16 protein-coding genes and 1 tRNA gene are annotated in these 22067 nt (G+C 66.2%); 12 read left to right on the top strand and 5 right to left on the bottom strand.

The window, feature by feature from the left end; translation table 11 throughout:
- Positions 1 to 10: 10 nt before the first annotated feature.
- Genes EYS42_RS05320 through EYS42_RS05310 form a run of 3 tightly spaced genes read right to left on the bottom strand, consistent with a single transcriptional unit; the run spans position 11 to position 4046 of the window.
- Entirely contained in the window at positions 11 to 2050 is a 2040-nt protein-coding gene (locus EYS42_RS05320) for a transglutaminase TgpA family protein (protein WP_130966817.1), read from the bottom strand.
- The gene (locus tag EYS42_RS05315) at positions 2047 to 3093 is read right to left on the bottom strand and encodes a DUF58 domain-containing protein (protein ID WP_130966816.1); all 1047 of its coding nucleotides are present in this window, start codon (positions 3091 to 3093) and stop codon (positions 2047 to 2049) included. The genes EYS42_RS05320 and EYS42_RS05315 overlap by 4 nt, the downstream gene beginning before the upstream one ends.
- Positions 3094 to 3104: 11 nt before the next feature.
- Complete coding sequence (locus tag EYS42_RS05310) at positions 3105 to 4046, bottom strand: AAA family ATPase (protein ID WP_130966815.1); 942 nt, start codon at positions 4044 to 4046, stop codon at positions 3105 to 3107.
- A 68-nt stretch (positions 4047 to 4114) separates the two neighbouring features.
- Between EYS42_RS05310 and EYS42_RS05305 the strand changes: the two genes are divergently transcribed.
- From EYS42_RS05305 to pbpG, 5 genes are all read left to right on the top strand, one after another.
- The gene (locus EYS42_RS05305) at positions 4115 to 5053 is read left to right on the top strand and encodes a histone deacetylase family protein (protein ID WP_130966814.1); all 939 of its coding nucleotides are present in this window, start codon (positions 4115 to 4117) and stop codon (positions 5051 to 5053) included.
- Between the two features lie 75 nt (positions 5054 to 5128).
- Positions 5129 to 6439, top strand: a complete 1311-nt coding sequence (locus EYS42_RS05300; protein WP_245503514.1) for a mechanosensitive ion channel family protein — start codon at positions 5129 to 5131, stop codon at positions 6437 to 6439.
- A 57-nt stretch (positions 6440 to 6496) separates the two neighbouring features.
- Complete coding sequence (gene pssA, locus EYS42_RS05295; RefSeq protein WP_130966813.1) at positions 6497 to 7330, top strand: CDP-diacylglycerol--serine O-phosphatidyltransferase; 834 nt, start codon at positions 6497 to 6499, stop codon at positions 7328 to 7330.
- Between the two features lie 139 nt (positions 7331 to 7469).
- Positions 7470 to 9011, top strand: a complete 1542-nt coding sequence (locus EYS42_RS05290; protein WP_130966812.1) for a 2-isopropylmalate synthase — start codon at positions 7470 to 7472, stop codon at positions 9009 to 9011.
- Between the two features lie 111 nt (positions 9012 to 9122).
- Entirely contained in the window at positions 9123 to 10451 is a 1329-nt protein-coding gene (gene pbpG / locus EYS42_RS05285; protein WP_245503513.1) for a D-alanyl-D-alanine endopeptidase, read from the top strand.
- A 214-nt stretch (positions 10452 to 10665) separates the two neighbouring features.
- Here the strand turns inward: pbpG and EYS42_RS05280 are convergent, their stop codons facing one another.
- Entirely contained in the window at positions 10666 to 11406 is a 741-nt protein-coding gene (locus tag EYS42_RS05280) for an IclR family transcriptional regulator (protein ID WP_130966811.1), read from the bottom strand.
- Between the two features lie 273 nt (positions 11407 to 11679).
- Here EYS42_RS05280 and EYS42_RS05275 point away from each other — a divergent pair, with 273 nt between their 5' ends.
- Complete coding sequence (locus tag EYS42_RS05275) at positions 11680 to 12726, top strand: TIGR03790 family protein (RefSeq protein ID WP_245503512.1); 1047 nt, start codon at positions 11680 to 11682, stop codon at positions 12724 to 12726.
- Here the strand turns inward: EYS42_RS05275 and EYS42_RS05270 are convergent.
- Positions 12704 to 13549, bottom strand: a complete 846-nt coding sequence (locus EYS42_RS05270) for a phytoene/squalene synthase family protein (protein WP_165456634.1) — start codon at positions 13547 to 13549, stop codon at positions 12704 to 12706. The two genes, EYS42_RS05275 and EYS42_RS05270, sit on opposite strands and share 23 nt — an antisense overlap.
- Before the next feature lie 229 nt (positions 13550 to 13778).
- Here EYS42_RS05270 and EYS42_RS05265 point away from each other — a divergent pair, with 229 nt between their 5' ends.
- From EYS42_RS05265 to clpX, 6 genes are all read left to right on the top strand, one after another.
- Complete coding sequence (locus tag EYS42_RS05265) at positions 13779 to 14966, top strand: efflux RND transporter periplasmic adaptor subunit (protein ID WP_245503511.1); 1188 nt, start codon at positions 13779 to 13781, stop codon at positions 14964 to 14966.
- Positions 14967 to 14985: 19 nt separating this feature from the next.
- A complete protein-coding gene (locus tag EYS42_RS05260; RefSeq protein ID WP_130966807.1) occupies positions 14986 to 18123 on the top strand; it encodes an efflux RND transporter permease subunit in 3138 nt (1045 codons plus the stop codon).
- Between the two features lie 145 nt (positions 18124 to 18268).
- Positions 18269 to 18355 (top strand) — tRNA-Leu (locus tag EYS42_RS05255).
- A 44-nt stretch (positions 18356 to 18399) separates the two neighbouring features.
- Positions 18400 to 19722: a trigger factor gene (gene tig / locus EYS42_RS05250; protein ID WP_130966806.1), complete on the top strand. Its 1323-nt coding sequence runs from the start codon at positions 18400 to 18402 to the stop codon at positions 19720 to 19722.
- A gap of 280 nt (positions 19723 to 20002) precedes the next feature.
- Positions 20003 to 20611: an ATP-dependent Clp endopeptidase proteolytic subunit ClpP gene (gene clpP / locus EYS42_RS05245; protein WP_130966805.1), complete on the top strand. Its 609-nt coding sequence runs from the start codon at positions 20003 to 20005 to the stop codon at positions 20609 to 20611.
- A gap of 118 nt (positions 20612 to 20729) precedes the next feature.
- Positions 20730 to 22007 carry an ATP-dependent Clp protease ATP-binding subunit ClpX gene (gene clpX / locus EYS42_RS05240; RefSeq protein ID WP_130966804.1) on the top strand — a complete coding sequence of 426 codons (1278 nt, stop codon included), beginning with the start codon at positions 20730 to 20732 and terminating at the stop codon, positions 22005 to 22007.
- Positions 22008 to 22067: the final 60 nt, after the last annotated feature.

Genomic DNA, 22067 nt, shown 5'->3' with positions numbered 1-22067 from the left:
TGCTGGCGATTCAGAAGCCCCGATTGTGCCGACAGATTTGCTCAATCTCGCGCAGCAGTTCGCGTGCTTTGCGTGGCAGTCTGGCTTGGTGCCCCATGCCTGGTGTCGGCGTTTGGGCGTCAGCGCCATAGCGCAGGGCGTCCAGGCCATGCAGCCTCGTGAGCAGGGCCTCATGGTTGGCCAGCGCGGGGTGGCGAGCCCAGGCCAGCGGTGATGCCGGACGCGGCCCTGGCGGCGGAGCAATGCGCGCAGACAAGGCCCGGTCGAGCGCGCTCAGCAGCCGCGGCCACGGGGCCTTGCGTGCTTGCCATGCCTGCCATCCCGCCCAGGCCGCGCCGCCCAGGCCCAGCAGACCCAGCGCCAGCCCCAGCACGTGCAGCAGGCTGCCCACGTCGGGGTTGCGCATGCCGAGCTGTTGCAACAGGTTCATCTGCTGGCTGTTGGAGTACTGCAGCACCCAGGTGTTCCAGCGGTGATCAACCGCTTCCCAGGCATGCCGCCAACGCTTGAGGAAGGCCGGGTCCAGGTCACCCATCATGCCGGGCAAACCTTGCAAAGGGCGCAGTTGCGGCGGTTGTTCGATGCGCTCGGGAGCCACTGCGGCGGTGGGGTCCACGCGCACCCAGCCACGGCCGGGTTGCCAGTATTCGGCCCAGGCGTGTGCATGGCTTTGGCGCACCGTGAACTGACCGTCGATCGGGTTGAACTCGGCCCCTTGGTAGCCCAGCACCACGCGGCTGGGGATGTCCATGGCCCGAAGCACCACCACGAAGGCGCTGGCAAAGTGTTCGCAAAAGCCCGCCTGCTGATCGAACCAGAACCGGTCGATCAGGTGCTGTTCGCCAGGCGGCGGTCGCCCTGGTGACAGGGTGTAGCGGAAGTCGGCGCTGCGGATGTGCCGAAGCACTTCGCCGACCACGGCCGACGCTGGCGCTTCCCGCCAGGCCGGCTGCTGCCGAAGAGCCAGGGCCCAGGCCAGGGTGCGCGGGTTGCGCCCCGGGGGCAGCTGCACCCATTCGCGCAGCCGCAAATGGTCTTCCAGTGGGCCTTCGTTCGCCACGGGCCAGGCCCTGGCCTGAAGGCGAAGGCGTTCACCGGTTAGTGGTGCTTCCCATTGCAGACCGCGGCGCGTCAGGGCTGGCAGGCGAGTCCCGGGTGCGGGCGCCACTTCGCCGGTGCCGTCCAGCAGGGGCAGCACTTTCAACTGAAGCGGCTCCAGAGTCATGTCGTACGTCCAGGGCGTGCCGCCGACCTGCACATCGGGTTGCCGGGTGGGGGGGCGCACCTGGGCCTGCCACTGCTGACCATCGAAATGATCGAGCACGGGCCCACGAAAGTACATGCGGTTCATGGGCGGTGGCGGGCCCTGGAACTTCACGCGCAGGGCCACTTCCTGGCTGGCGGCCAGCGAGCCCACATCGCCCAGGCTGATCTGGTCGGACAGGCCGATGCGACCTTGCGCGTCCGAGGGCAAGGCCCACAGCGGCCCGAAGCGCGGGAACAGCACGAACAGCAGCACCATCACGGGCAGGCCCACCAGCATGTTGCGTGCGGCTTCACCGCCCACTTCGCGCAGGGGCGGATGCCCCAGTGGGCGCTGACCCAGCACCAGGCTGACCAGCAGGCCCCACACCGCCCCCAGCATCAGCACGGCCGTGACAATGCCCTGGTCGTACAGAAATTGCGTGAGCACCAGGAAAAAGCCCAGGTACAGGCAGACGAGTGCGTCGCGCCGCGCGCGCAGTTCCAGGCTTTTGAGCGTGGTCAGCATCACCACCAGGGCGGTGCCTGCTTCCCGGCCCAGCACCGTGCCGAAGGTCAGCCATGTGCAGGCCATGGTGGCGGCCAGCAGGGCCATCAGCAAAGGCCTGCGGGGCAGGGGGGCGTCGTGCACGGCCAGCCAGGCCCGCCAGCCCAGTGCCAGCGCGGCCAGGGTGCTGCTCCACCATGGCAGCCGGGGCACATGCGGCACCAGCACCAGGGCCAGCATGCCCAGCAGCCAAAGCGTGTCCCGCGCCTCGCGTGTGAGGGTGTTCAGCCAGATTTTCATCGTGGCCACCTGGCGAGTAGGTCGAGACACTGCTGCAGGTGGGCCTGGCCCGCCCCGTCAGGAACCGCCGTGCCGGGCAGGCTGAGCGCATAACGGCCACCGCCGTGCGCAGCCTGTCGCTCGGCCTCGATCAGCCAGGCGGTCAGCCGGCTCAGGCGGGCTTCGGTGTGCCCCAACGAGCTGGTGTCTTCCCAGCGCAGGAGGCGCTTCGGGGGTTGCTCGGGCTGGGGTTCGCGCACCACCGGCGGCAGGTGCATGTCCATGCGCCAGGCCGACTTGCGCCACACCACCTGTCGCAAGCTGTCGCCAGGCTGCCATTCGCGCAATTCGTCGGGTGTGGCCGATCCAGCGCCTCCGGGGTTCGAGCCCGAGACCGCCTCGCCCGGCGCGCTGGGCCAGGGTGGGCAGGGGGATTCGGGTGCGGGCCATACCAGCACGGTCTGCGCCGGGCGCCAATAGCCCCAGACCGTGAACAGTCCCAGGGGGTAGCGGCTTTGCACACGCAGGCGAGGCAGAAGGTGCTCTCCGCGCTCAGGCATGCGCAACGGCACGGTCACAGCGCAGGACCCGCGGGCTGGGGCGTCGGCCCACACGGTGTGCTCACCCGGCCAGGTCAATTGCACGCCCAGGGCTGCACGGCCTTCGGGTGGCGCATCGAGCTGCACAGGCAAGGCGGCCGATTGCCCGGCGTGCAGGCGAGGCAGTGCCTGCAGGCTCAGGGTCACGCCACGCAGGTTGGCATGGCTGCGGCCCATGGCGGCAAAGCCCACGCCCCCCAGCAAGAAGGTGAGGGCGTACCCCAGGTTCACTTGCTCGTTGATGGAAGCCAGCAGCAGCACGCCGCACACCAGCAGGAAGGTGCCTCCCTGCCCGCTCGGCACGATGTACAGGTTGCGCTGGGTGAACACCTGCGTGGCCTGGCGTGGCTGACGCTGGTCGGCCCACTGCTGCCAGCGCCGGCGCAGCCACGCCTTCAGGCCGCGGGGCGCGGGGTCTGACGGTGGCTGGGCGCGGGGGCGCGGCGCGGGATCAGCGGTTGGCACGGCCTGGCGGGTCAGGGAATGGGCACAGCGTCCAGCAGGGCCCGTGCGGCCGCCGAGGTGTCCTCGCCGCCCGGTCGGGCCATCACGCGGTGTGCCACGGCCGGAACCCACAGCGCCTGCAGGTCTTCGGGCGACACATGGCTGCGGCCCTGCAGCAAGGCCCTACCGCGGGCCAGACGCAGCAGCGACAGGCCGGCCCGAGGGCTCAGGCCCTGGGCGAACCAGCGACCGTTACGGCTGGCCTGCAGCAACGCCTGGAGGTAGTCGAGCAACGGTTCGCTGGCATGCACCCGTGGCACAGCGGCCTGCGCGGCGGCCCAGTCTTGCGCAGCCAGCACACAGGGCAGCGCCAGCATCAACTGGCGTCGGTCCTGGCCGGCGAGCAGTGCGCGTTCGGCCTGGGGTGCGGGGTAGCCCAGCGACACCCGCAGCGCGAAGCGGTCGAGTTGCGACTCGGGCAGCGGGTGGGTGCCCAATTGCTCCGTGGGGTTCTGGGTGGCGATCACAAAGAACGGCGCGGGCAGCGGGCGCGTGGCGCCTTCGGCCGACACCTGTCGCTCTTCCATGGCTTCCAGCAGCGCGCTTTGCGTGCGAGGGCCGGCGCGGTTGATTTCGTCGGCCAGCAGCACCTGGGCGAACACCGGGCCGGGCTGGAAGGCAAAGCCCCCCGTCTGGCGATCGAAAATGCTCACACCCAGCAGGTCCGAAGGCATCAGGTCGGCTGTGAACTGCACCCGGGAAAAGCTCAGACCCAGGCTGCGCGCCAGGGCTTGCGCCAGGGTGGTCTTGCCCACACCCGGTATGTCCTCGATCAACAAATGGCCATCTGCCAGCAGGCAGATCACGCAGAGCTCGACCTGCTCGCGTTTGCCGATCACGATCGTGCTAATCTGATCCACAAGACGCTGAAGTGCTGCGGCAGCCTGCCCGCCAGAGGCTTCTGCGGTCGACATTGAAGTGTGGCGCATCATGCGTTGCACCATAACCGAAAAGGCCACCCCAGGTGGCGCGGAGACAGCGCATGGCCACAGGCTACTTCACGCATTCGGCGTGCCAGAAGCACGACATGGGCCCTGGGCACCCGGAATGCCCCCAGCGCCTGACGGCCATTGACGACCACCTGCGCGCCCAGGGCCTTGACGCGGTGCTGCTGCCCGGTGATGTGCCCCATGCCACCCTCGACCAGCTGGGCCGTGCCCACGACCACAACTACGTGATCGGCACGCTCGATTCGCTGCAGCGCCTTGAAGCCGCCCAGGACCATCGCAGTTACGACCCCGACACCATTGGCATGTCGGCCACCCGCGAGGCGGCCTTGCGTGCCGCGGGGGCCGCCGTGGCCGCCACCGATGCCGTGCTGACAGGCAAGCTGGCCAACGCATTCTGTTCGGTGCGTCCGCCCGGTCACCATGCCACCCGGCATGAGGCCATGGGATTCTGCTTTTTCAACAACGTCGCTGTGGCTGCGCGACATGCGCTGGACGTGCACCGCCTCAAGCGGGTGGCCGTGGTCGATTTCGACGTGCATCACGGCAACGGCACCGAAGACATCCTGGATGGTGACGAGCGCGTGCTGATGGTGGGCACCTTCCAGCACCCCTTTTACCCGTACACAGGTGATCACCCGCTGGGCACCAACTCGGTCAATGTGCCACTGCCGGCCCGCTCTGACGGTCGGGCCTTCCGGGAGGCCGTTCAGGACCGCTGGTTGCCCGCGCTGGAAGATTTCCGCCCTGAGATGATCTTCATTTCGGCCGGCTTCGACGCCCACCGTGAAGACGACATGGGTGGGCTGGGCCTGGTCGAAGCCGACTACGCCTGGGTCACCGAGCAGCTGATGCACGTGGCACGGCGCTGGTCCAAAGGCCGCATCGTGTCGTGCCTGGAAGGGGGCTACAACCTGTCGGCCCTGTCGCGTTCGGTGGCCGCGCACTTGCGCGTGCTGTCCGGACAGATGTGACCATCCGGCGCCCGTCGGCCCGGCGTTTGGTCATGGCCCGTCACAGGGCTTTGCGGGCCCCGACATAATCGGGGCATGGTGACCACAGCGACCCTTCCGGCGGCATTGGCCGCATCTTCCACCGTGCAGGTGGCGCGCCCTGTATCCGCCGACGAACTCACCCGGCTGTTCGATCAGCTGATCCGGCCCAGCTCCTTGCTCGAGATGGCCGTGGTGCTGGGCTGCCTGGCCTTGAGCTGGCTGCTGGTGCGTCTGTGGCGAGGGCAGCAAGCCGATCCGCGCTCCATCTGGTTCGGGCATCACATTGTGGATGGGGTGCTGTTCCCGGTGCTGTCGCTGGCCTTGGCCCTGCTGGCCAGGCGCTTGCTGATCGATCATTTGCCCATGGCGGTGTTCCGGGTGGCCATCCCGGTGCTGGTGTCGCTGGCTGGCATCCGCCTGAGCGTCAAGGCGCTCAAGGTCTTCTTCCCGACTTCCAGCACAGTGGTGGCCTTCGAACGCACGGTCTCGTGGCTGGCCTGGATCGGCACCATCCTCTGGGTCACGGGCATCCTGCCGCTGCTGCTCGACGAGCTCAGCGAGATCACCTGGAAGATCGGGGCCACCACCCTGAGCCTGCGCAATGTGGTGGAGGGCACAGTCTCGGCCGTGCTGGTGCTGATGCTCTCGTTGTCGCTGTCGTCGGCCATCGAGGCGCGGCTGCTCAAGGGCGCCACCGACAACCTGTCGCTGCGCAAGATCGCCGCCAACGCCATCCGGGCCATGCTGCTGGGCCTGGGCCTGATGCTGGCGCTGTCGGCGGCCGGGGTGGACCTGACGGCGCTCTCGGTGCTGGGCGGCGCCGTGGGTGTGGGCCTGGGTTTTGGCCTTCAGAAGCTGGCGGCCAACTATGTCAGCGGTTTCGTGATCCTGGCTGAGCGGAGCCTGCGCATCGGTGACCTGGTCAAGGTGGACAACTTCGAGGGACGCATCACCGACATCAACACCCGTTACACGGTGCTGCGTGCCGCCAATGGCCGAGAGGCCATCGTGCCCAACGAGCTGCTCATCACGCAAAGGGTTGAAAACGCTTCGCTGGCCGACAACAGCCTGATGCTGACCACGGTGGTGCAGGTGGCCTACGGCACCGACCTCCACAGCCTGATTCCGAAGATGGTGGGGCTGGTGTCGGAGGTGCCACGAGTCGATCAGCGCCAGTCACCCGCGGTGCACCTCACGGCGTTTGCGGCCGACGGGCTGGAGCTGACCGTCAACTTCTGGGTGGCTGACCCTGAAAACGGGCAGCAGAACGTCAGGTCCGCGGTCAACCTGGCCATCCTCAAGCTGCTAAACGACTCGGGCATCGACATTCCATTCGCCCAGCGGGTGGTGCAGATCAAGTCCTGAGGTATCCTCCGCGTCAGTCTTTTCGAGCGCAGGCCCAAGGTCGGCGCCGCCTGCTGAATGACCGCACCTGCACCGAACCCTGCCCCTGTTGCCGACACGGACTCCGACGACGCGCAGCGTCCGCGCCGCAAGGGCATTTACATCCTGCCCAATCTGTTCACCCTGGCGGCCCTGTTCGGGGGGTTTTACGCCATCGTGATGGCCATGAACGGCCAGTTCGAGCAATCGGCCATCGGCATTTTCTGCGCCATGGTGCTCGACAGCCTGGATGGCCGTGTGGCCCGCATGACCAACACCCAGAGTGCCTTTGGCGAGCAGATGGACAGCCTGTCCGACATGGTGTCGTTCGGTGCTGCCCCGGCCCTGATCGTGTACGAATGGGCGCTCAAGGGCATGGGCAAGCTGGGCTGGATCGCTGCCTTTGTGTATTGCTCGGGCGCTGCTTTGCGACTGGCGCGCTTCAACACCAACATCGGTGTGGTCGACAAACGCTTCTTCCAGGGCCTGCCCAGCCCGGCGGCGGCGGCCCTGGTCGTGGGCCTGATCTGGGTGGTCACCGATGGCTCACCCGAGGGGCGCTCACTGCCCTGGATGCCCTGGCTGGCCTTTGCCTTCACGCTGTACGCCGGCCTGACCATGGTCACCAATGTGCCGTTCTACAGCTTCAAGGACGTGAATTTCCGCAAGACCGTGCCCTTCATCGTGATCGTGGCCATCGCCCTGGGCTTTGCCGTGATCACCATTCACCCGCCCATCGTGCTGTTCGGCGTGTTCGTGGTGTACGGTTTTTCGGGCTATGCCGTGTTCGTCTGGAAAAAGCTCAAGGGCAAGCCCGTGAGCGTGATTTCCACCTCGACCGACGAGCCCGACGAGGCCGGTCTGCACCGCTGAGCCGGGGTGCGGGGCAGGCCCCCGTGTTATCATCGCGCGCAAGACATCACGGCCCGCCCGCCATCCCGAGCGGGCCGTTTCATTTGGCCTCGCCTCGGCCGTTCCATCCGGCCCGTGCCTCGGCCCAGCGGAGACTTCCATGACCGACAAGCTGATCATTTTCGACACCACCTTGCGCGACGGCGAGCAGTCGCCCGGTGCCTCCATGACCCGCGAAGAAAAGCTGCGCATCGCCCGTCAGCTCGAGCGCCTGAAGGTCGACGTGATCGAAGCCGGTTTTGCCGCCTCGTCCAATGGTGACTTCGAGGCCATCAAGGCGATCGCCGACATCATCAAGGATTCGACCGTGTGCTCGCTGGCCCGAGCCAACGACCGCGACATCTCGCGTGCGGCCGATGCGCTGCGGGGTGCCAACGCCTGGCGCATCCACACCTTCATCGCCACCAGTGCGCTGCACATGGAAAAGAAGCTGCGCATGTCGCCCGAGCAGGTGCTGGAGCAGGCCAAGGCGTCGGTGCGCTTTGCACGCAACCTCACGGCCGACGTCGAGTTCTCGGCCGAAGACGGCTACCGCTCCGAGATCGACTTCCTGGCCCGCGTGTGCGAGGCCGTGATCAACGAAGGCGCCACCACCATCAACATCCCCGACACCGTGGGCTATGCCATCCCCGAGCTGTACGGCAACTTCATCCGCACCCTGCGCGAGAAGGTGCCCAACTCGGACAAGGCCATCTGGTCGGTGCACTGCCACAACGACCTGGGCATGGCCGTGGCCAATTCGCTGGCCGGCGTGAAGATCGGCGGCGCCCGCCAGATCGAATGCACCATCAACGGCCTGGGCGAGCGCGCCGGCAACTGCGCCATGGAAGAGGTGGTCATGGCCGTCAAGACCCGCCGCGACTACTTCGGCCTGGACGTGGGCATCGACACGCAGCAGATCATGTCGGGCTCGCGCCTGGTGTCGCAGACCACCGGCTTCGTGGTGCAGCCCAACAAGGCCGTGGTGGGCGCCAACGCCTTCGCGCACGCCTCGGGCATCCACCAGGACGGCGTGCTCAAGGCCCGCGACACCTACGAGATCATGCGCGCCGAAGACGTGGGCCTGTCGGCCAACAAGATCGTGCTGGGCAAGCTGTCGGGTCGCAACGCCTTCAAGCAGCGCCTCCAGGAGCTGGGCATCGACCTGGATTCCGAGGCCGAAATCAACGCCGCTTTCGCCAAGTTCAAGGAGCTGGCCGACCGCAAGAGCGAGATCTTCGACGAAGACATCATTGCCCTGGTGGGCGATGACAGCGTGACCAGCGAGCAGGAGCATTTCCGCCTGCAGTCGCTGTCGCAGCGCTCCGAAACCGGTGAGCGCCCACAGGCCGAGGTGGTGTTCTCGGCCGGTGGCGCCGAGCACCGCGCCAGCAGCGACGGCAATGGCCCGGTCGACGCCTCGCTCAAGGCCATCGAGTCCGTGGTGCAAAGTGGCGCCGAATTGCTGCTTTACTCGGTCAATGCCATCACCTCGGGCAGCACAGAATCGCAGGGCGAGGTGACCGTTCGTCTGCAACACGGCGGCCGCGTCGTCAACGGTGTCGGCTCCGATCCGGACATCGTGGTGGCATCCGCCAAGGCTTATCTGTCGGCGCTGAACAAGCTGCAGAGCAAGGCAGAGAAGGTCGCGGCCCAGGGTTGACCCTGAAGCTGGCGGCATTTGGGCAGGTGCCGCTTGATGAAACCCTCGTAAGTTGTTGATGTTGCGCGGGTTTCTCTTTACACTCGGGTGAACGGGAAAGGATGGGTTGTGGTGCCTACGAAGTACAAGCTGCGCTGGCTGATCAGCGTCATGGTGTCGGCCTTCTTGGCAGCGACTGCGGTCAGTGCCGAGGCCACCACCCGCAAGTCCTCTGACGACACCCGCACCAGCGCCAAGGCTGGCAAGTCCAAAGCTGCTGCCCGCTCCGCCCGAGCCCCCAAGGCGGCCAAATCGTCGACCAAGGTGTCCAGCAAGGCGTCGGGCAAGGCTTCTGCCAAGGCCGCGGCCCGTGCGGGCAGCAAGGCCAAGGCCAGCGCCCGCGCTGCCGGCCGGTTGTCGGCCAAAGCCGCACGCTCGGCTCGCCAGGCCAAAACCGCCTTGCCCGCCAACAGCGGTCGGGCCATGGCCGATGCACCCCGCGCCCGCCAGGGCATGGTCAGTGCCGTGGCTTCTGATGTGCGCGTGCCGATGCACCCCGTTCGCATCGAATCGCCCGCCGTGGCCGCCACCCGTGCCCAGATTGCCTCGCCCGCAGCGTCGGCCGCCACGGGTGCTTCGTTCGGTCAGATCTACGGGCTGCACCACACGCCCGACCCGCTCGAGCTGCGCTCCAGCGTGGCCCTGGTGGTGGACCAGGACACCAACGAAGTGCTGCTGGCCAAGAATTCCGAGGCGGTGCTGCCCATCGCCTCGCTCACCAAGCTCATGACCGCCATGGTGGTGGTTGAAGCCCGCCTGAACCTGGACGAGCTCATCACCATCACGCAAGATGACGTCGACACCGAGAAAAACAGCAGCTCGCGCTTGTCGGTGGGCGCCACCCTCACCCGAGGCGAGGCCCTGCACCTGGCCTTGATGGCCTCAGAGAACCGTGCTGCCCATGCGCTGGGCCGCACCTTCCCGACGGGTCTGGGCGCCTTTGTCAACCTGATGAACCAAAAGGCACGCCAGCTGGGCATGGTCGATTCGCACTATGTCGAGCCCACCGGCCTGAGCAGTCGCAACCAGGCCAGTGCCCGTGACCTGGCCACCCTGGTCAAGGCGGCATACCAGCAGCCCTTGATCCGTGAGCTGTCGACCTCGCCGGAATACTCGGTGCAGGTGGGACGCCGTCAGGTGCGTTTCGGCAACACCAACAGCCTGGTCAAGAACCCGGTGTGGGACATCGGCCTGCAAAAGACCGGCTACATCGTCGAGGCTGGGCGTTGCCTGGTCATGCAGGCCCGCATGGCGGGCCGCAAGCTGATCATGGTGTTCCTGGATTCCAGCGGCAAGTATTCACGCCAGGCCGATGCCGAGCGCGTGCGTCGCTGGATCGAAACCGCAGCACCGCGCCATTCGCCTTCGGCGGCCTGGCACCTCGACGCGCCGCGCTCCTGAGACCGCCGAGCGTGGGCTGGCCCACGCTGTCATTCCCACAGACCCCAGGTCGCCGTGAGCGGCCTTTGTCATGGGCCTGTGCTGCAGCCCGTGCGAGCCCATTCAGCGCCACAGATTGCATTGCATTCGGTTCTGCCGCCTGTGCACACCTCAGGCCATGGCAGGCCATGAAAAAGGCACCCCGTGGGGTGCCTGTCGGGGTGCAGGGCGGAGGTCAGCGTGTTTCGCTCACGTGGCCCATCTGGGCAGACACCTGCAGTGCGGCCTGGCGCACGGCGTCGGCCTGTTCCTGGCCTGGGGCACCCACGGCCGCCAGGGCGCCGATCACCACGCCCTCATCATTGAAGATCGGTGCGGCAGTCACCTGCTGGCCGGGCGTCAGGGCGTCAGGCCCGCTCAGGGCACCTTGCAGCCGCGCTTGCTGAACATCCAGCTGCACCGCTTCAGGGCGGCTGGCGCCCTGGTTGCACAAGTGGGTCAGTTGCGCGGGGGAGTCCTTCACCAGCATGGCACGGCCAGGCACGGTGTCGGTCAGGGGGGTGCGCTGGTGGGTGATTCGCTGTGCGCTCACCCCGTGCCGTTCCTGGGCCGTTCGCATCTGAGCGACCGCGTCCTGGTCCTGGCGGGCGTACAGCCACACGGTCTGGCCCAGCAGCCGGTGCAGTTCGGCCATCACCGGCCCGGCTTCGTCGCGCAGGTCCAGTCGGGCGCGCACGAGGTTGCCCAGCTCCAGCAGCCGCAAACCCAGGCGGTAACTGCCAGGGCCCGAGCGCTCCACGAACTGGCCGGCAGCCAGGTCGTTCAGGATGCGGTGCGCGGTTGACGGGTGCAGTCCGGTCTGAGCGCTGATGTGCTTGAGGGACACCGCTTCCTGGCCCTGTGCCAGGGTGTCGAGCAGCGAGAACATGCGGCTCATCACCTGGATCGATGTCTGTTGATTGGCGGATTGACTCATCGGGTATTCCTCCGTGACATCCCATTCTGTGAGGTGGGAATCAACTTCAATCAGCGGAATAATCCGGGCACTGCCCGTGATTTGTCCCGCGGTCAGACCCCCTAGACTGTGTCCATGAAGCCTCGCCACACACATTTCGGATTCTGGTGTCTGACCTTTCTGCTTGCATGGTGTGCAATCGCGTTTCGCGTGGCATATGCCGCAGAAAATCCTGCGGCGCCGGGCGGAAGCAGTGGTGCATCGTCGGCGTCGGCCCCCGAAGGTGGTTGGTCGGTGCCTTCGGTCATCCAGCGTCGCTGGTTCAATGTGCCGCGTGTGCAGGGGCGTCTGACGGCCGCCGACCTGGGCCTGGTCATCAACACCGAAGACCCCTACTCGGTGCGTGTGGGCGAGTACTACGCCAAGGCCCGAGGCATTCCGGATGCCCGGATCCTGAAAGTGGCGTTGCCCGTGCGTGCCACGCTCACCAAGGAAGAATTTGCCGAGTTCAACCGCAGGGTGGACCGATTTTATGGCGGCCGCGTGCAGGCTCTGGCCCTGGCCTGGCGCTTGCCTTACGCGGTCGAGTGCAACGCCATCACGGGCGCATTGGCCATGGGTTTTGACCCGGCGCTGTGTGCCAACACCTGCGGCATGCCCAAGCCGTCGCCTTATTTCGGTTCGGCCTCCACCCGCCCGCATGCCGATCACAAGATGCGGCTGAGCATGTTGCTGGCTGCACCGTCGTTCGACAGCGCCAAGGCACTGATCGACCGGGGGGTGAAGTCGGATGGCACTTTGGGGTCGCCCACCAGCCCGGTGGCCAATGTGCATTTTCTGACCACTGCCGACAACGTGCGCAGCGTGCGCAACGTGCTGTTTCCGCCGCCCGGGCCCATCAAGGCCATGGCCTTGAACATTTCGCTCGACCGTGCCGAGCATTTGCGCAATGCCAGCAATGTGTTGATCTACCTGACCGGATCGACCCAGGTGCAGTACCTCGACACGGTGCAGTTCCTGCCTGGCGCACTGGCCGATCACCTCACGTCCTTCGGGGGGGTGCTGGACAAACCCCATGGCCAGATGAACATCCTGTCGTGGATCGAAGCGGGCGCCACCGCCACCTACGGCACGGCCAGCGAACCCTGCGCCCACTTGCAGAAGTTCCCACACCCCCAGGGCTTGCTGCTGTTCTATGCCCAGGGCGCCACTGCGCTGGAGGCTTACTGGAAGAGTGTGGCCTGGCCTCAGCAAGGCCTGTTCGTGGGCGAGCCGCTGGCCGCACCTTTCGACCGGGGCGTGGCCGCGCGCAACGCCATCAGCGAGTCCGCCACGCCGTGAACCACTTGCGCCAGGGCCCCACCGAAATCCGCTGCCGCAAGATCTGGTAGTCGTGTGCGTCCAGGTCCTCCAGCAGTTTCACGTTCAGGGCCGTCAGCACGCGCAGCGGTCGCAGGGCAGGGCGCTGGGCGCCTGCCGCCTGGTTCAACCGGGCCAGGCTGTCGCGCAAGTCGGCCAGGGTCTGCTGTTGCCATTGGCGCATCAACTGCTTCATGGCCTCTGAGGGGGCGTCGGCCGCAGGCCGTGTCCATTCGTGGGCCTTGGTGCCATGTTGCTGCAGCAGGTCGACCGGCAGGTGCAGCCAGCCGGCGTGGGCGTCCTGCCCCACCCGCGTCAGGATATGGGCCTTGCGCAGGGCCACGCCCAGGTCGCGCGCGGCAGCCAGGGCGGCGGGTTCACGCACGCCCAGGATCCAGGCGGCGCCTTCCACTGCCAGGCCCGTGCTGTGCTGCATGTGGCGTTGCAGGCCTGCGCTGTCCAGCCATCGCGTCTGGTGTAGCAGGTCTTGCAGGGCCTGAAGCTGTCCCGACCAGCAGGCTGCAGGGGGCAGCGGTGCCCAGTCGGGCGGCGTGCTCTCGCCCAGCAGGGCCTTGAGCCGCGGGTGCTGCGGCGGCTGGCCTTGCGCATCGGCCACCGCATGCTGCCACCACAGCAGCTTTTTCTCGCCCACGGCAGGGTCGCTCACTTCATAGGGAATGCGGCTGATTTCGTGCCACCACTGGGCCCAGGCGGTCAGCCGGGGCCGATGGGCGCCGGCGGTCTTCAGGGCCAGGTCCAGGGCAGACCCCGGGCGAGGGAAGGGCGTGTCGGGCGAAACAGACATGACAAGGGCTGGCAGAGGGCCTGAGGCGTTCAGGGGCCACATTGTGGCTTGTCAATCGTTGACATTTCCGGTGGCGCCCTCCTAACATTACTGACCCGTTGGTCAATAAGGGCTGGCGGCGCGTTTGTGATTTCATCCTGCGAATTCTTCGGGGTCTGCAGGGGCCACTTCCTCCGTTTCGATCATGCGCCTTCGCTTTGAGACCCTTCCCCGCAGCCGCAAGGCGGTCATGTGGCTGTCCCTCATTTCTTTGGGGTTGGCTGGTTGCAGCAAGCCGGTCGAGCGTGTCGAGCCCATTCGCGCCGTGCGCACCGTGGTGCTCGCCGATGCCGGTGGCCTCATCGACCGCGAATTCGCCGCCGAAATCAAGGCGCGCACCGAATCGCGCCTGTCGTTCCGCGTGGGGGGCAAGATCACGCAGCGCCAGGTGGCACTGGGCCAGGCGGTCAAGGCCGGCCAGGCGCTGGCTCAGCTTGACACCACCGACCTGCGCCTGACCGCCAGCGCCGCCCAGGCCAGCGTGAACGTGGCCCAGGTGCAGCTGGCCCAGGCCCAGGCCGATTTCAAGCGGTTTTCCGACCTGAAGGCCCAGGGCTTCATCAGCCAGGCCGAGCTCGACCGCCACCTCACGGCGCTGAAGGCGGCCGAGGCCGGGCTGGCCCAGGCGCGGGCCCAGTCGGGCGTGCAGGGCAACCAGACCGCCTATGGCACGCTGTCGGCCCCGGCCAACGGCGTGATCACCCAGGTGCTGGGCGAGCCGGGCCAGAACGTGGCGCCCGGTGAGCCGGTGCTGGTGTTCGCGGCCGACGGCCCGCGCGACGCCGTGTTCGCCATCCCTGAAGACATGGGCCCGGCCGTGCGCCCCCTGGTGGGCAAGGCTGGAGCCGTCAAGATGAAGCGCTGGGGCCAGGACCAGTGGGTGCCCGTCACCCTGCGGGAAATGGCCGCTGCAGCCGACCCGGTCTCGCGCACGCTGCTGGTCAAGGCCGACGTTGGCCAGGCCGACGTGGCCCTGGGTCAGACCGCCACCATCGCCCTGAGTGTGGCCCCGCGCGTGCGGGCCGGGGTGCACCTGCCGCTGCATGCCCTGGTGGAAAGCCAGGGCCGTTCGTCGGTCTGGGTGCTCGATCCCAAGACCATGACCGTGAGCCAGCAGCAGGTGATCACGGCCGAGGTCAATGGCAACATCATCCAGGTGTCTGCCGGCCTCAAGCCGGGCCAGGAAGTGGTGACCGCTGGCGTGCACGTGCTCCAGCCCGGTCAGAAGGTCAAGCGCCTGATCGACCCGGCGGCAGAGCATGCCAAGGCCGAGAAGGCGGCGCGGGTTGCCGCCGCCGGGCTGATCGCCTCGGCCACCGAAGCTGCCGATGCCGCCAAGGCCGAGCAAGCTGCCCAGGCCTCGCAAGCCGCCCGTTGACCCACGCCCCTGACTGCCCATGAGCGATCCGCACCAAACCGCCGTCAACGAGGCCGACGAGAAGTTCAACCTGTCCAAATGGGCACTGGACCACCCAGCCCTGACGCGTTACCTGATGGTGGCGCTGATGCTGCTGGGCCTGGCCGCCTTTTTCCAGTTGGGCCAGGACGAAGACCCGCCATTTGCCTTCCGCATCATGGTGGTGCGGGCCTACTGGCCGGGCGCCTCGGCCCAGGTCATGGCCGAGCAGGTCACCGACAAGATCGAGCGCACCGTGCAGGAAGTGCCCGACATCGACAAGGTGCGCTCATATGCCAAGCCCGGTGAAACCACCACCCTGGTGCTGCTGAAAGACAGCACCAACCCCAAGGATGTGCCCGACCGCTGGTACCAGACCCGCAAGAAGGTCGGCGACATGAGGCAGACCTTGCCGCAAGGCGTGATCGGCCCCTTCTTCAACGACGAGTTCGGAGATGTGTACGGCTCCATCTACGCGCTGTCGGCAGACGGCTTCAGCGAAGAAGAGTTGCGCCAGTACGCCGACCGTGTGCGTTCGGGCTTCCTGCGCGTGCCCGACGTGGCCAAGGTCGAACTGTTCGGCGTGCAGCCCGAGAAGATCTTCGTCGAGATTCCGCAATTCCGCCTGGCCCAGACCGGCCTGCACCTGCCCGAGTTGATCCAGCAGCTCAACGCGCAGAACGGCATCGAAGGTGCGGGTGTGTATGACGGGGCCCAGGACACCGTGCAGATGCGCGTCACGGGCGCCCTGCAGACAGTCGATCAGCTCAAGGCCTTGCCCATCCGCCTGGTCGACCCGACCACGCAGCAGGCGCGCACCATCAAGCTGGGCGACGTCGCCACCATCCGCCGCGCCTACGAAAACCCGCCGGTCACCAAGGTGCGCCACAACGGCAAGGAAGTCATCGCTGTGGGCATTTCCATGGCCAAGGGCGGCGACATCATCGCCCTGGGCAAACGCCTGCAGGTGGCCGCCGACAGGATCAAGGGCAGCCTGCCCGTGGGCATCGAGCTGGAGCAGGTGCAAGACCAGCCCAAGGCCGTGAGCACATCCGTCAACGAATTCCTGAAGGTGCTGACCGAAGCCGTGGTGGTGGTGCTGGCCGTGAGCTTCGTCAGCCTGGGGCTCCACACGCGCCCGCTGCGCCTGGACATCTGGCCCGGCATGGTCGTGGCCATCACGATCCCGCTGGTGCTGGCCGTCACCTTCCTGATCATGTACATCTGGGGCGTGGGCCTGCACAAGATCTCGCTGGGCGCCCTGATCATCGCACTGGGTCTGCTGGTCGATGACGCCATCATTGCCGTCGAGATGATGGTGCACAAGCTGGAACAGGGCTACACCAAGGTGCAGGCGGCCACGGCGGCCTACAACATCACGGCCATGCCCATGCTCACCGGCACCCTGATCACGGCCGTCGGTTTCCTGCCCATCGGCATGGCCAAATCGGCCGTGGGGGAATACACCTTCGCCATCTTCGCGGTCACGGCCGCGGCACTGATCGTGTCGTGGGTGGTGTCGGTGTATTTCGTGCCCTACCTGGGGCAGTGGCTGCTCAAGACCCAGCCCAAGGCATCGGGCCACGCCGACGATCTGTACGACACCCCGTTCTACAACCGGTTCAAGGCCCTGGTGAGCTGGTGTGTGGCGCACCGCTGGGTCACCATCGGCCTGACGGTGGGGGCGCTGTTCCTCGGCTTTGCCGGCATGGGCAAGGTGCAGCAGCAGTTCTTCCCTGATTCCAGCCGCCTGGAAATCCTGACCGACCTCTGGACCCCCGAAGGCACCAGCTTCGAGGCCACGGAGGCCGTCACCCGCCGGGTGGAAGCCCGCTTGTTGAAGGAAGCCGACATCGGTTCGGTCACTTCGTGGGTGGGTGCAGGCGTGCCGCGCTTTTACCTGCCCATGGACCAGATCTTCCCGCAGACCAACGTCAGCCAGCTGATCGTGCTGCCCAAGGACAGCGAGGCCCGCGAGCGCATGCTGCAGCGCATGCCCGAGATCATGGCCGAAGAGTTCCCGGAGGTGCGCGCCCGCATCAAGCTGCTGCCCAATGGCCCGCCTGTGGCCTACCCGGTGCAGTTCCGCCTGGTGGGTGAAGACATCGCCGGCTTGCGCCAGATGGCCGAAAAAGCCAAGGACATGATGCGCCAGCACCCCGACATGCACGGCGTGAACGACAACTGGAATGAGTACGTCAAGGCCATCCGCCTGCGCATCGACCAGGACAAGGCCCGTGCCCTGGGGGTGACCACCCAGTCGATCGCCCAGGCCAGCCGTGTGCTGACTTCGGGCGCCATCATCGGCCAGTACCGCGAAGGTGACCGCCTGATCGACATCGTGCTGCGCCAGCCGCAGTCCGAGCGCCTCACCCTGGGCGCGCTCGACAACGCCTACGTGCCCACGGCCACCGGCAAGATGGTGCCGGTGCTGCAGGTCGCCAAGCCCCAGCTGGTGTGGGAGCCTGGTGTGGTGTGGCGTGAAGGCCGCCAGTACGCCATCACCGTGCAGGGCGACGTGCGCCCTGGTGTGCAAGGCCCCACCGTCAGCGGCGCATTGTTCCCCCAACTGCAGAGGCTCGAGCAGGAGATGCCGGGCTTTAGGGTCGAGCTGTCCGGCACGGCCGAGGAAAGCACCAAGGGCCAGGGCTCGATCTTCGTGAACGTGCCCGTGATGCTGTTCCTGACCTTCACCCTGCTGATGCTGCAGCTGCAAAGCTTCTCGCGCGCCATGCTGGTCTTCCTGACCGGCCCCATGGGCATCGCCGGCGTGGCTGCGGCGCTGCTGACGCTGAATCGTCCGTTCGGCTTCGTGGCCCTGCTGGGTGTGATCGCCCTGATGGGCATGATCATGCGCAACTCGGTGATCCTGATCGACCAGATCGAGTCCGACCGGGCCCGCGGCATCGAGGCCTGGGACGCCATCGTGGGGGCCGCGGTGCGCCGTTTCCGCCCGATCGTGCTGACCGCGGCGGCGGCCGTGCTGGCCATGATCCCGCTGACTCGCAGCGTGTTCTGGGGCCCGATGGCCGTGGCCATCATGGGCGGCCTGATCGTGGCCACTTTGCTGACCCTGCTGGCCCTGCCTGCCATGTACGCGGCCTGGTTCCGCGTGAAGGAACCCGCGGCCCGCAGCTGAGTCACACCGCCACCACGGTCGGCCCGCAAGCCGGTGCGCTGAAGCGCGCTAGAATTGTGGGTTCTGACCGAATCTCGGCGAAATCCGCGGGCTGCCTGGCAGCTTTCGGGTTTGGCCCATCCCGCAAGGGTTCATCCGGTCGCCTGCGCGGGTGGCGAAATTGGTAGACGCACCAGGTTTAGGTCCTGACGCCAGCAATGGTGTGGGGGTTCGAGTCCCCCCCCGCGCACCAGACGACCGTTCATTGCCAACAATTTTGATCTGAGTGAGTTAATCATGGCTGTCACCGTGGAGACCCTGGAAAAGCTGGAGCGCCGCATCACCCTGACGCTGCCCGCTGAGGCCCTGCAAGCCGAAGTCGACACCCGCCTCAAGAAGCTGGCCCGCACGGCCAAGGCCGATGGCTTCCGCCCGGGCAAGGTGCCGATGAACATCGTGGCCCAGCGCTACGGCTATTCGGTGCAGTACGAAGTGATCAACGACCAGCTGGGTCAGGCCTTCGCCAAGGCCGCTTCTGAAGCCCAGCTGCGCGTCGCCGGTCAGCCCAGCATTTCCGAAAAGGAAGGCGGCCCGGTGGACGGCCAGCTGCAGTTCGACGCCACTTTCGAGGTGTACCCCGAAGTGAAGCTGGGTGACCTGTCGGCCGTGGAAGTCGAGCGCGTGACCGCTGAAGTCAACGACGCCGCCATCGACCGCACCGTCGAAATCCTGCGCAAGCAACGCCGCACCTTCGCCCAGCGCCCCGCTGCCGAAGGCGCTGCCGAAGGCGACCGCGTGACCATGGACTTCGAAGGCAAGATCGACGGCGTGCCGTTCGAGGGCGGCAAGGCCGAAGGCTTCCAGTTCCTGGTCGGCGAAGGCCAGATGCTCGAAGCTTTCGAAAAGGCCGTGCGCGGCATGAAGGCTGGCGAATCCAAGACCTTCCCGCTGGCTTTCCCCGAGGACTACCACGGCAAGGACGTGGCCGGCAAGGAAGCCGACTTCCTGGTCACCGTCAAGAAGATCGAAGCCCAGAACCTGCCTGAAGTGAACGACGAGTTCATCAAGACCCTGGGCCTGGCCGACGGTTCGGTCGAATCGCTGCGCGCCGACATCCAGAAGAACCTGGCCCGTGAGGTCAAGTTCCGCGTGGCCGCCCGCAACAAGGGTGCTGCCCTGGACGCCGTGCTCAAGGCCGCCGAATTCGATGTGCCCAAGTCGCTGGTGGCTGCCGAATCCGACCGCTTGGTCGAAGGCGCCCGTGCCGACCTGAAGGCCCGCGGCATCAAGGACGCCGACAAGGCCCCGATCCCCGCTGAAATGTTCGCTCCCCAGGCCGAGCGCCGCGTGCGCCTGGGCCTGATCGTGGCCGAGCTGGTCAAGGTCAACAAGCTGGAAGCCAAGCCCGAGCAACTGCAGGCTCACATCGAAGAGCTGGCCCAGTCGTACGAGCAGCCCCAGCAAGTCATCGCCTGGTACATGAGCGACCGTCAGCGCATGGCCGAAGTGGAAGCCGTCGTGATCGAGCAGAACGTCACCGACTTCATCCTGGCCCAGGCCAAGGTGACCGACAAGGCCCTGTCCTTCGAAGAACTGATGGGCCAGCAAGCTGGCGCCTGAGGCGACCGGCTGCCCTGCTAGCCCCTGGCGCCTTCACGGGCGCCCCGAAGCACCCGCTGCGGCGGGTGCTTTTTTTTGCCCTGCAGGTGCTGTGGTGCTGATCGCACGCGGCATAAAGACGACAGCCGCAGTCGGCGTCTTTTTCCACGCATCGGGCGGGCCGTTCAGAAGGTGATAATGAAATCGTCACATTGATTTCCCGGCCTTTCGCCCCACCTGCTGCCGACCGCCCCGCGTCACCCCGACGCCGGCACTTACGAATTTCTTCCCAAGGAACCCCATGAGCGCACTGGACATTCAAAACCTGGGCATGGTCCCGATGGTCATCGAACAGTCGGGCCGCGGCGAGCGTGCCTACGACATCTACAGCCGCCTGCTGCGCGAGCGCGTGGTCTTCCTGGTGGGCCCCGTGAACGACCAGATGGCCAACCTGGTGGTCGCCCAGCTGCTGTTCCTGGAAAGCGAAAACCCCGACAAGGACATCTCGCTGTACATCAACAGCCCGGGCGGCTCGGTCAGCGCCGGCATGGCCATCTTCGACACCATGCAGTTCATCAAGCCGCACGTGTCCACCCTGTGCATGGGCATGGCCGCCTCGATGGGCGCCTTCCTGCTGGCCGCCGGTGAAAAGGGCAAGCGTTTCGCCCTGCCCAACAGCAAGATCATGATCCACCAGCCGCTGGGCGGCACGCAGGGTCAGGCCACCGACATCGAGATCCATGCCCGCGAGATCCTGAAGACCCGCGAGCAGCTCAACAAGATCCTGGCCGAGCGTTCCGGCCAGCCGCTGGAAAAGATCCAGCAGGACACCGAACGCGATTACTACATGTCGGCGGCCGAAGCCGCCACCTACGGCCTGATCGATCAAGTGCTGGAAAAACGCGCCTGAAGGCCGTTTTGAAGGGGTAAAAAGCCCCTTCCGGGGCCCGGATGCTCGGCATCTGCCCCGTCAGCGCTTTGACGTATCATCAAATTGAATCCAGCTCCGCCTGCCCAGGCCGAACACCATGCCCGAGAAAAAAGGCTCTTCCAGCGAAAAGATTCTCTACTGCTCCTTCTGCGGGAAGAGCCAGCATGAGGTCAAGAAGCTCATTGCGGGCCCGTCGGTCTTCATCTGCGACGAGTGCATCGAGCTGTGCAACGACATCATCCGTGACGAGGTGGCTGCCGAGGCCGAAGCCAGCGGCACCAAGCCCGCACGCTCCGACCTGCCCACCCCGGCCGAGATCAAGACCAGCCTGGATCAGTACGTGATCGGGCAGGACCCGGCCAAGCGCACCTTGTCGGTGGCCGTGTACAACCACTACAAGCGCCTCAAGCACATGGGGCCGGACGGCAAAAAGCCCGACGTGGAGCTGGCCAAGAGCAACATCCTGCTGATCGGGCCCACCGGCTCGGGCAAGACGCTGCTGGCCCAGACCCTGGCCCGCTTGCTGAATGTGCCTTTCGTGATCGCCGACGCCACCACCCTGACCGAAGCCGGTTACGTGGGCGAAGACGTCGAAAACATCATCCAGAAGCTGCTGCAGAACTGCAACTACGATGTGGAAAAGGCCCAGCGCGGCATCGTCTACATCGACGAAATCGACAAGATTTCTCGCAAATCCGACAACCCGTCCATCACGCGCGACGTGTCGGGCGAAGGCGTGCAGCAGGCCCTGCTCAAGCTGATCGAAGGCACCATGGCGTCGGTGCCCCCGCAAGGTGGTCGCAAGCACCCCAATCAAGACTTCCTGCAGATCGACACCACCAACATCCTGTTCATCTGCGGTGGCGCTTTCGACGGCCTGGAAAAGGTCATCCAGAACCGCTCGGTCAAGTCGGGCATCGGTTTCTCGGCCCAGGTCAAGACCAAGGGCGAGCGCAAGCTCACCGAGGTGTTCCGCGAGGTCGAGCCCGAAGACATCATCAAGTTCGGTCTGATCCCTGAACTCGTGGGCCGTCTGCCGGTGGTCGCTACCCTGGGCGAGCTGACCGAAGACGCTCTGGTGCAGATCCTGACCGAACCGAAGAACGCGCTGGTCAAGCAGTACCAGCAGCTCTTCCACATGGACAACGTCGAACTCGAGATCCGTCCGGCCGCGCTGAACGCCATCGCCCGCAAGGCGCTGGCCCGCAAGACCGGCGCTCGCGGGTTGCGTTCCATCGTCGAGCAATCGCTGCTCGACACCATGTTCGAACTTCCCACCATGGAGGGCGTGCAGAAGGTGGTGCTGGACGAGTCCACCATCGAGGAGCAGGCGAAACCGTTGCTCGTGTACCGCGACAAGAAGGCCACGGCCTAACCTTGTGTCGCGACGGGGCCCTTGTGTTTTGGCACCCGGGCCCCACCTGATAGCTTGAGA

The sequence above is a fragment of the Aquabacterium lacunae genome (genome assembly GCF_004310865.1).
GTDB lineage: Bacteria > Pseudomonadota > Gammaproteobacteria > Burkholderiales > Burkholderiaceae_C > Aquabacterium > Aquabacterium lacunae.
Note: the sequence above shows the minus strand (reverse complement) of the source record. Positions and strands in the feature narration are given on the sequence as shown.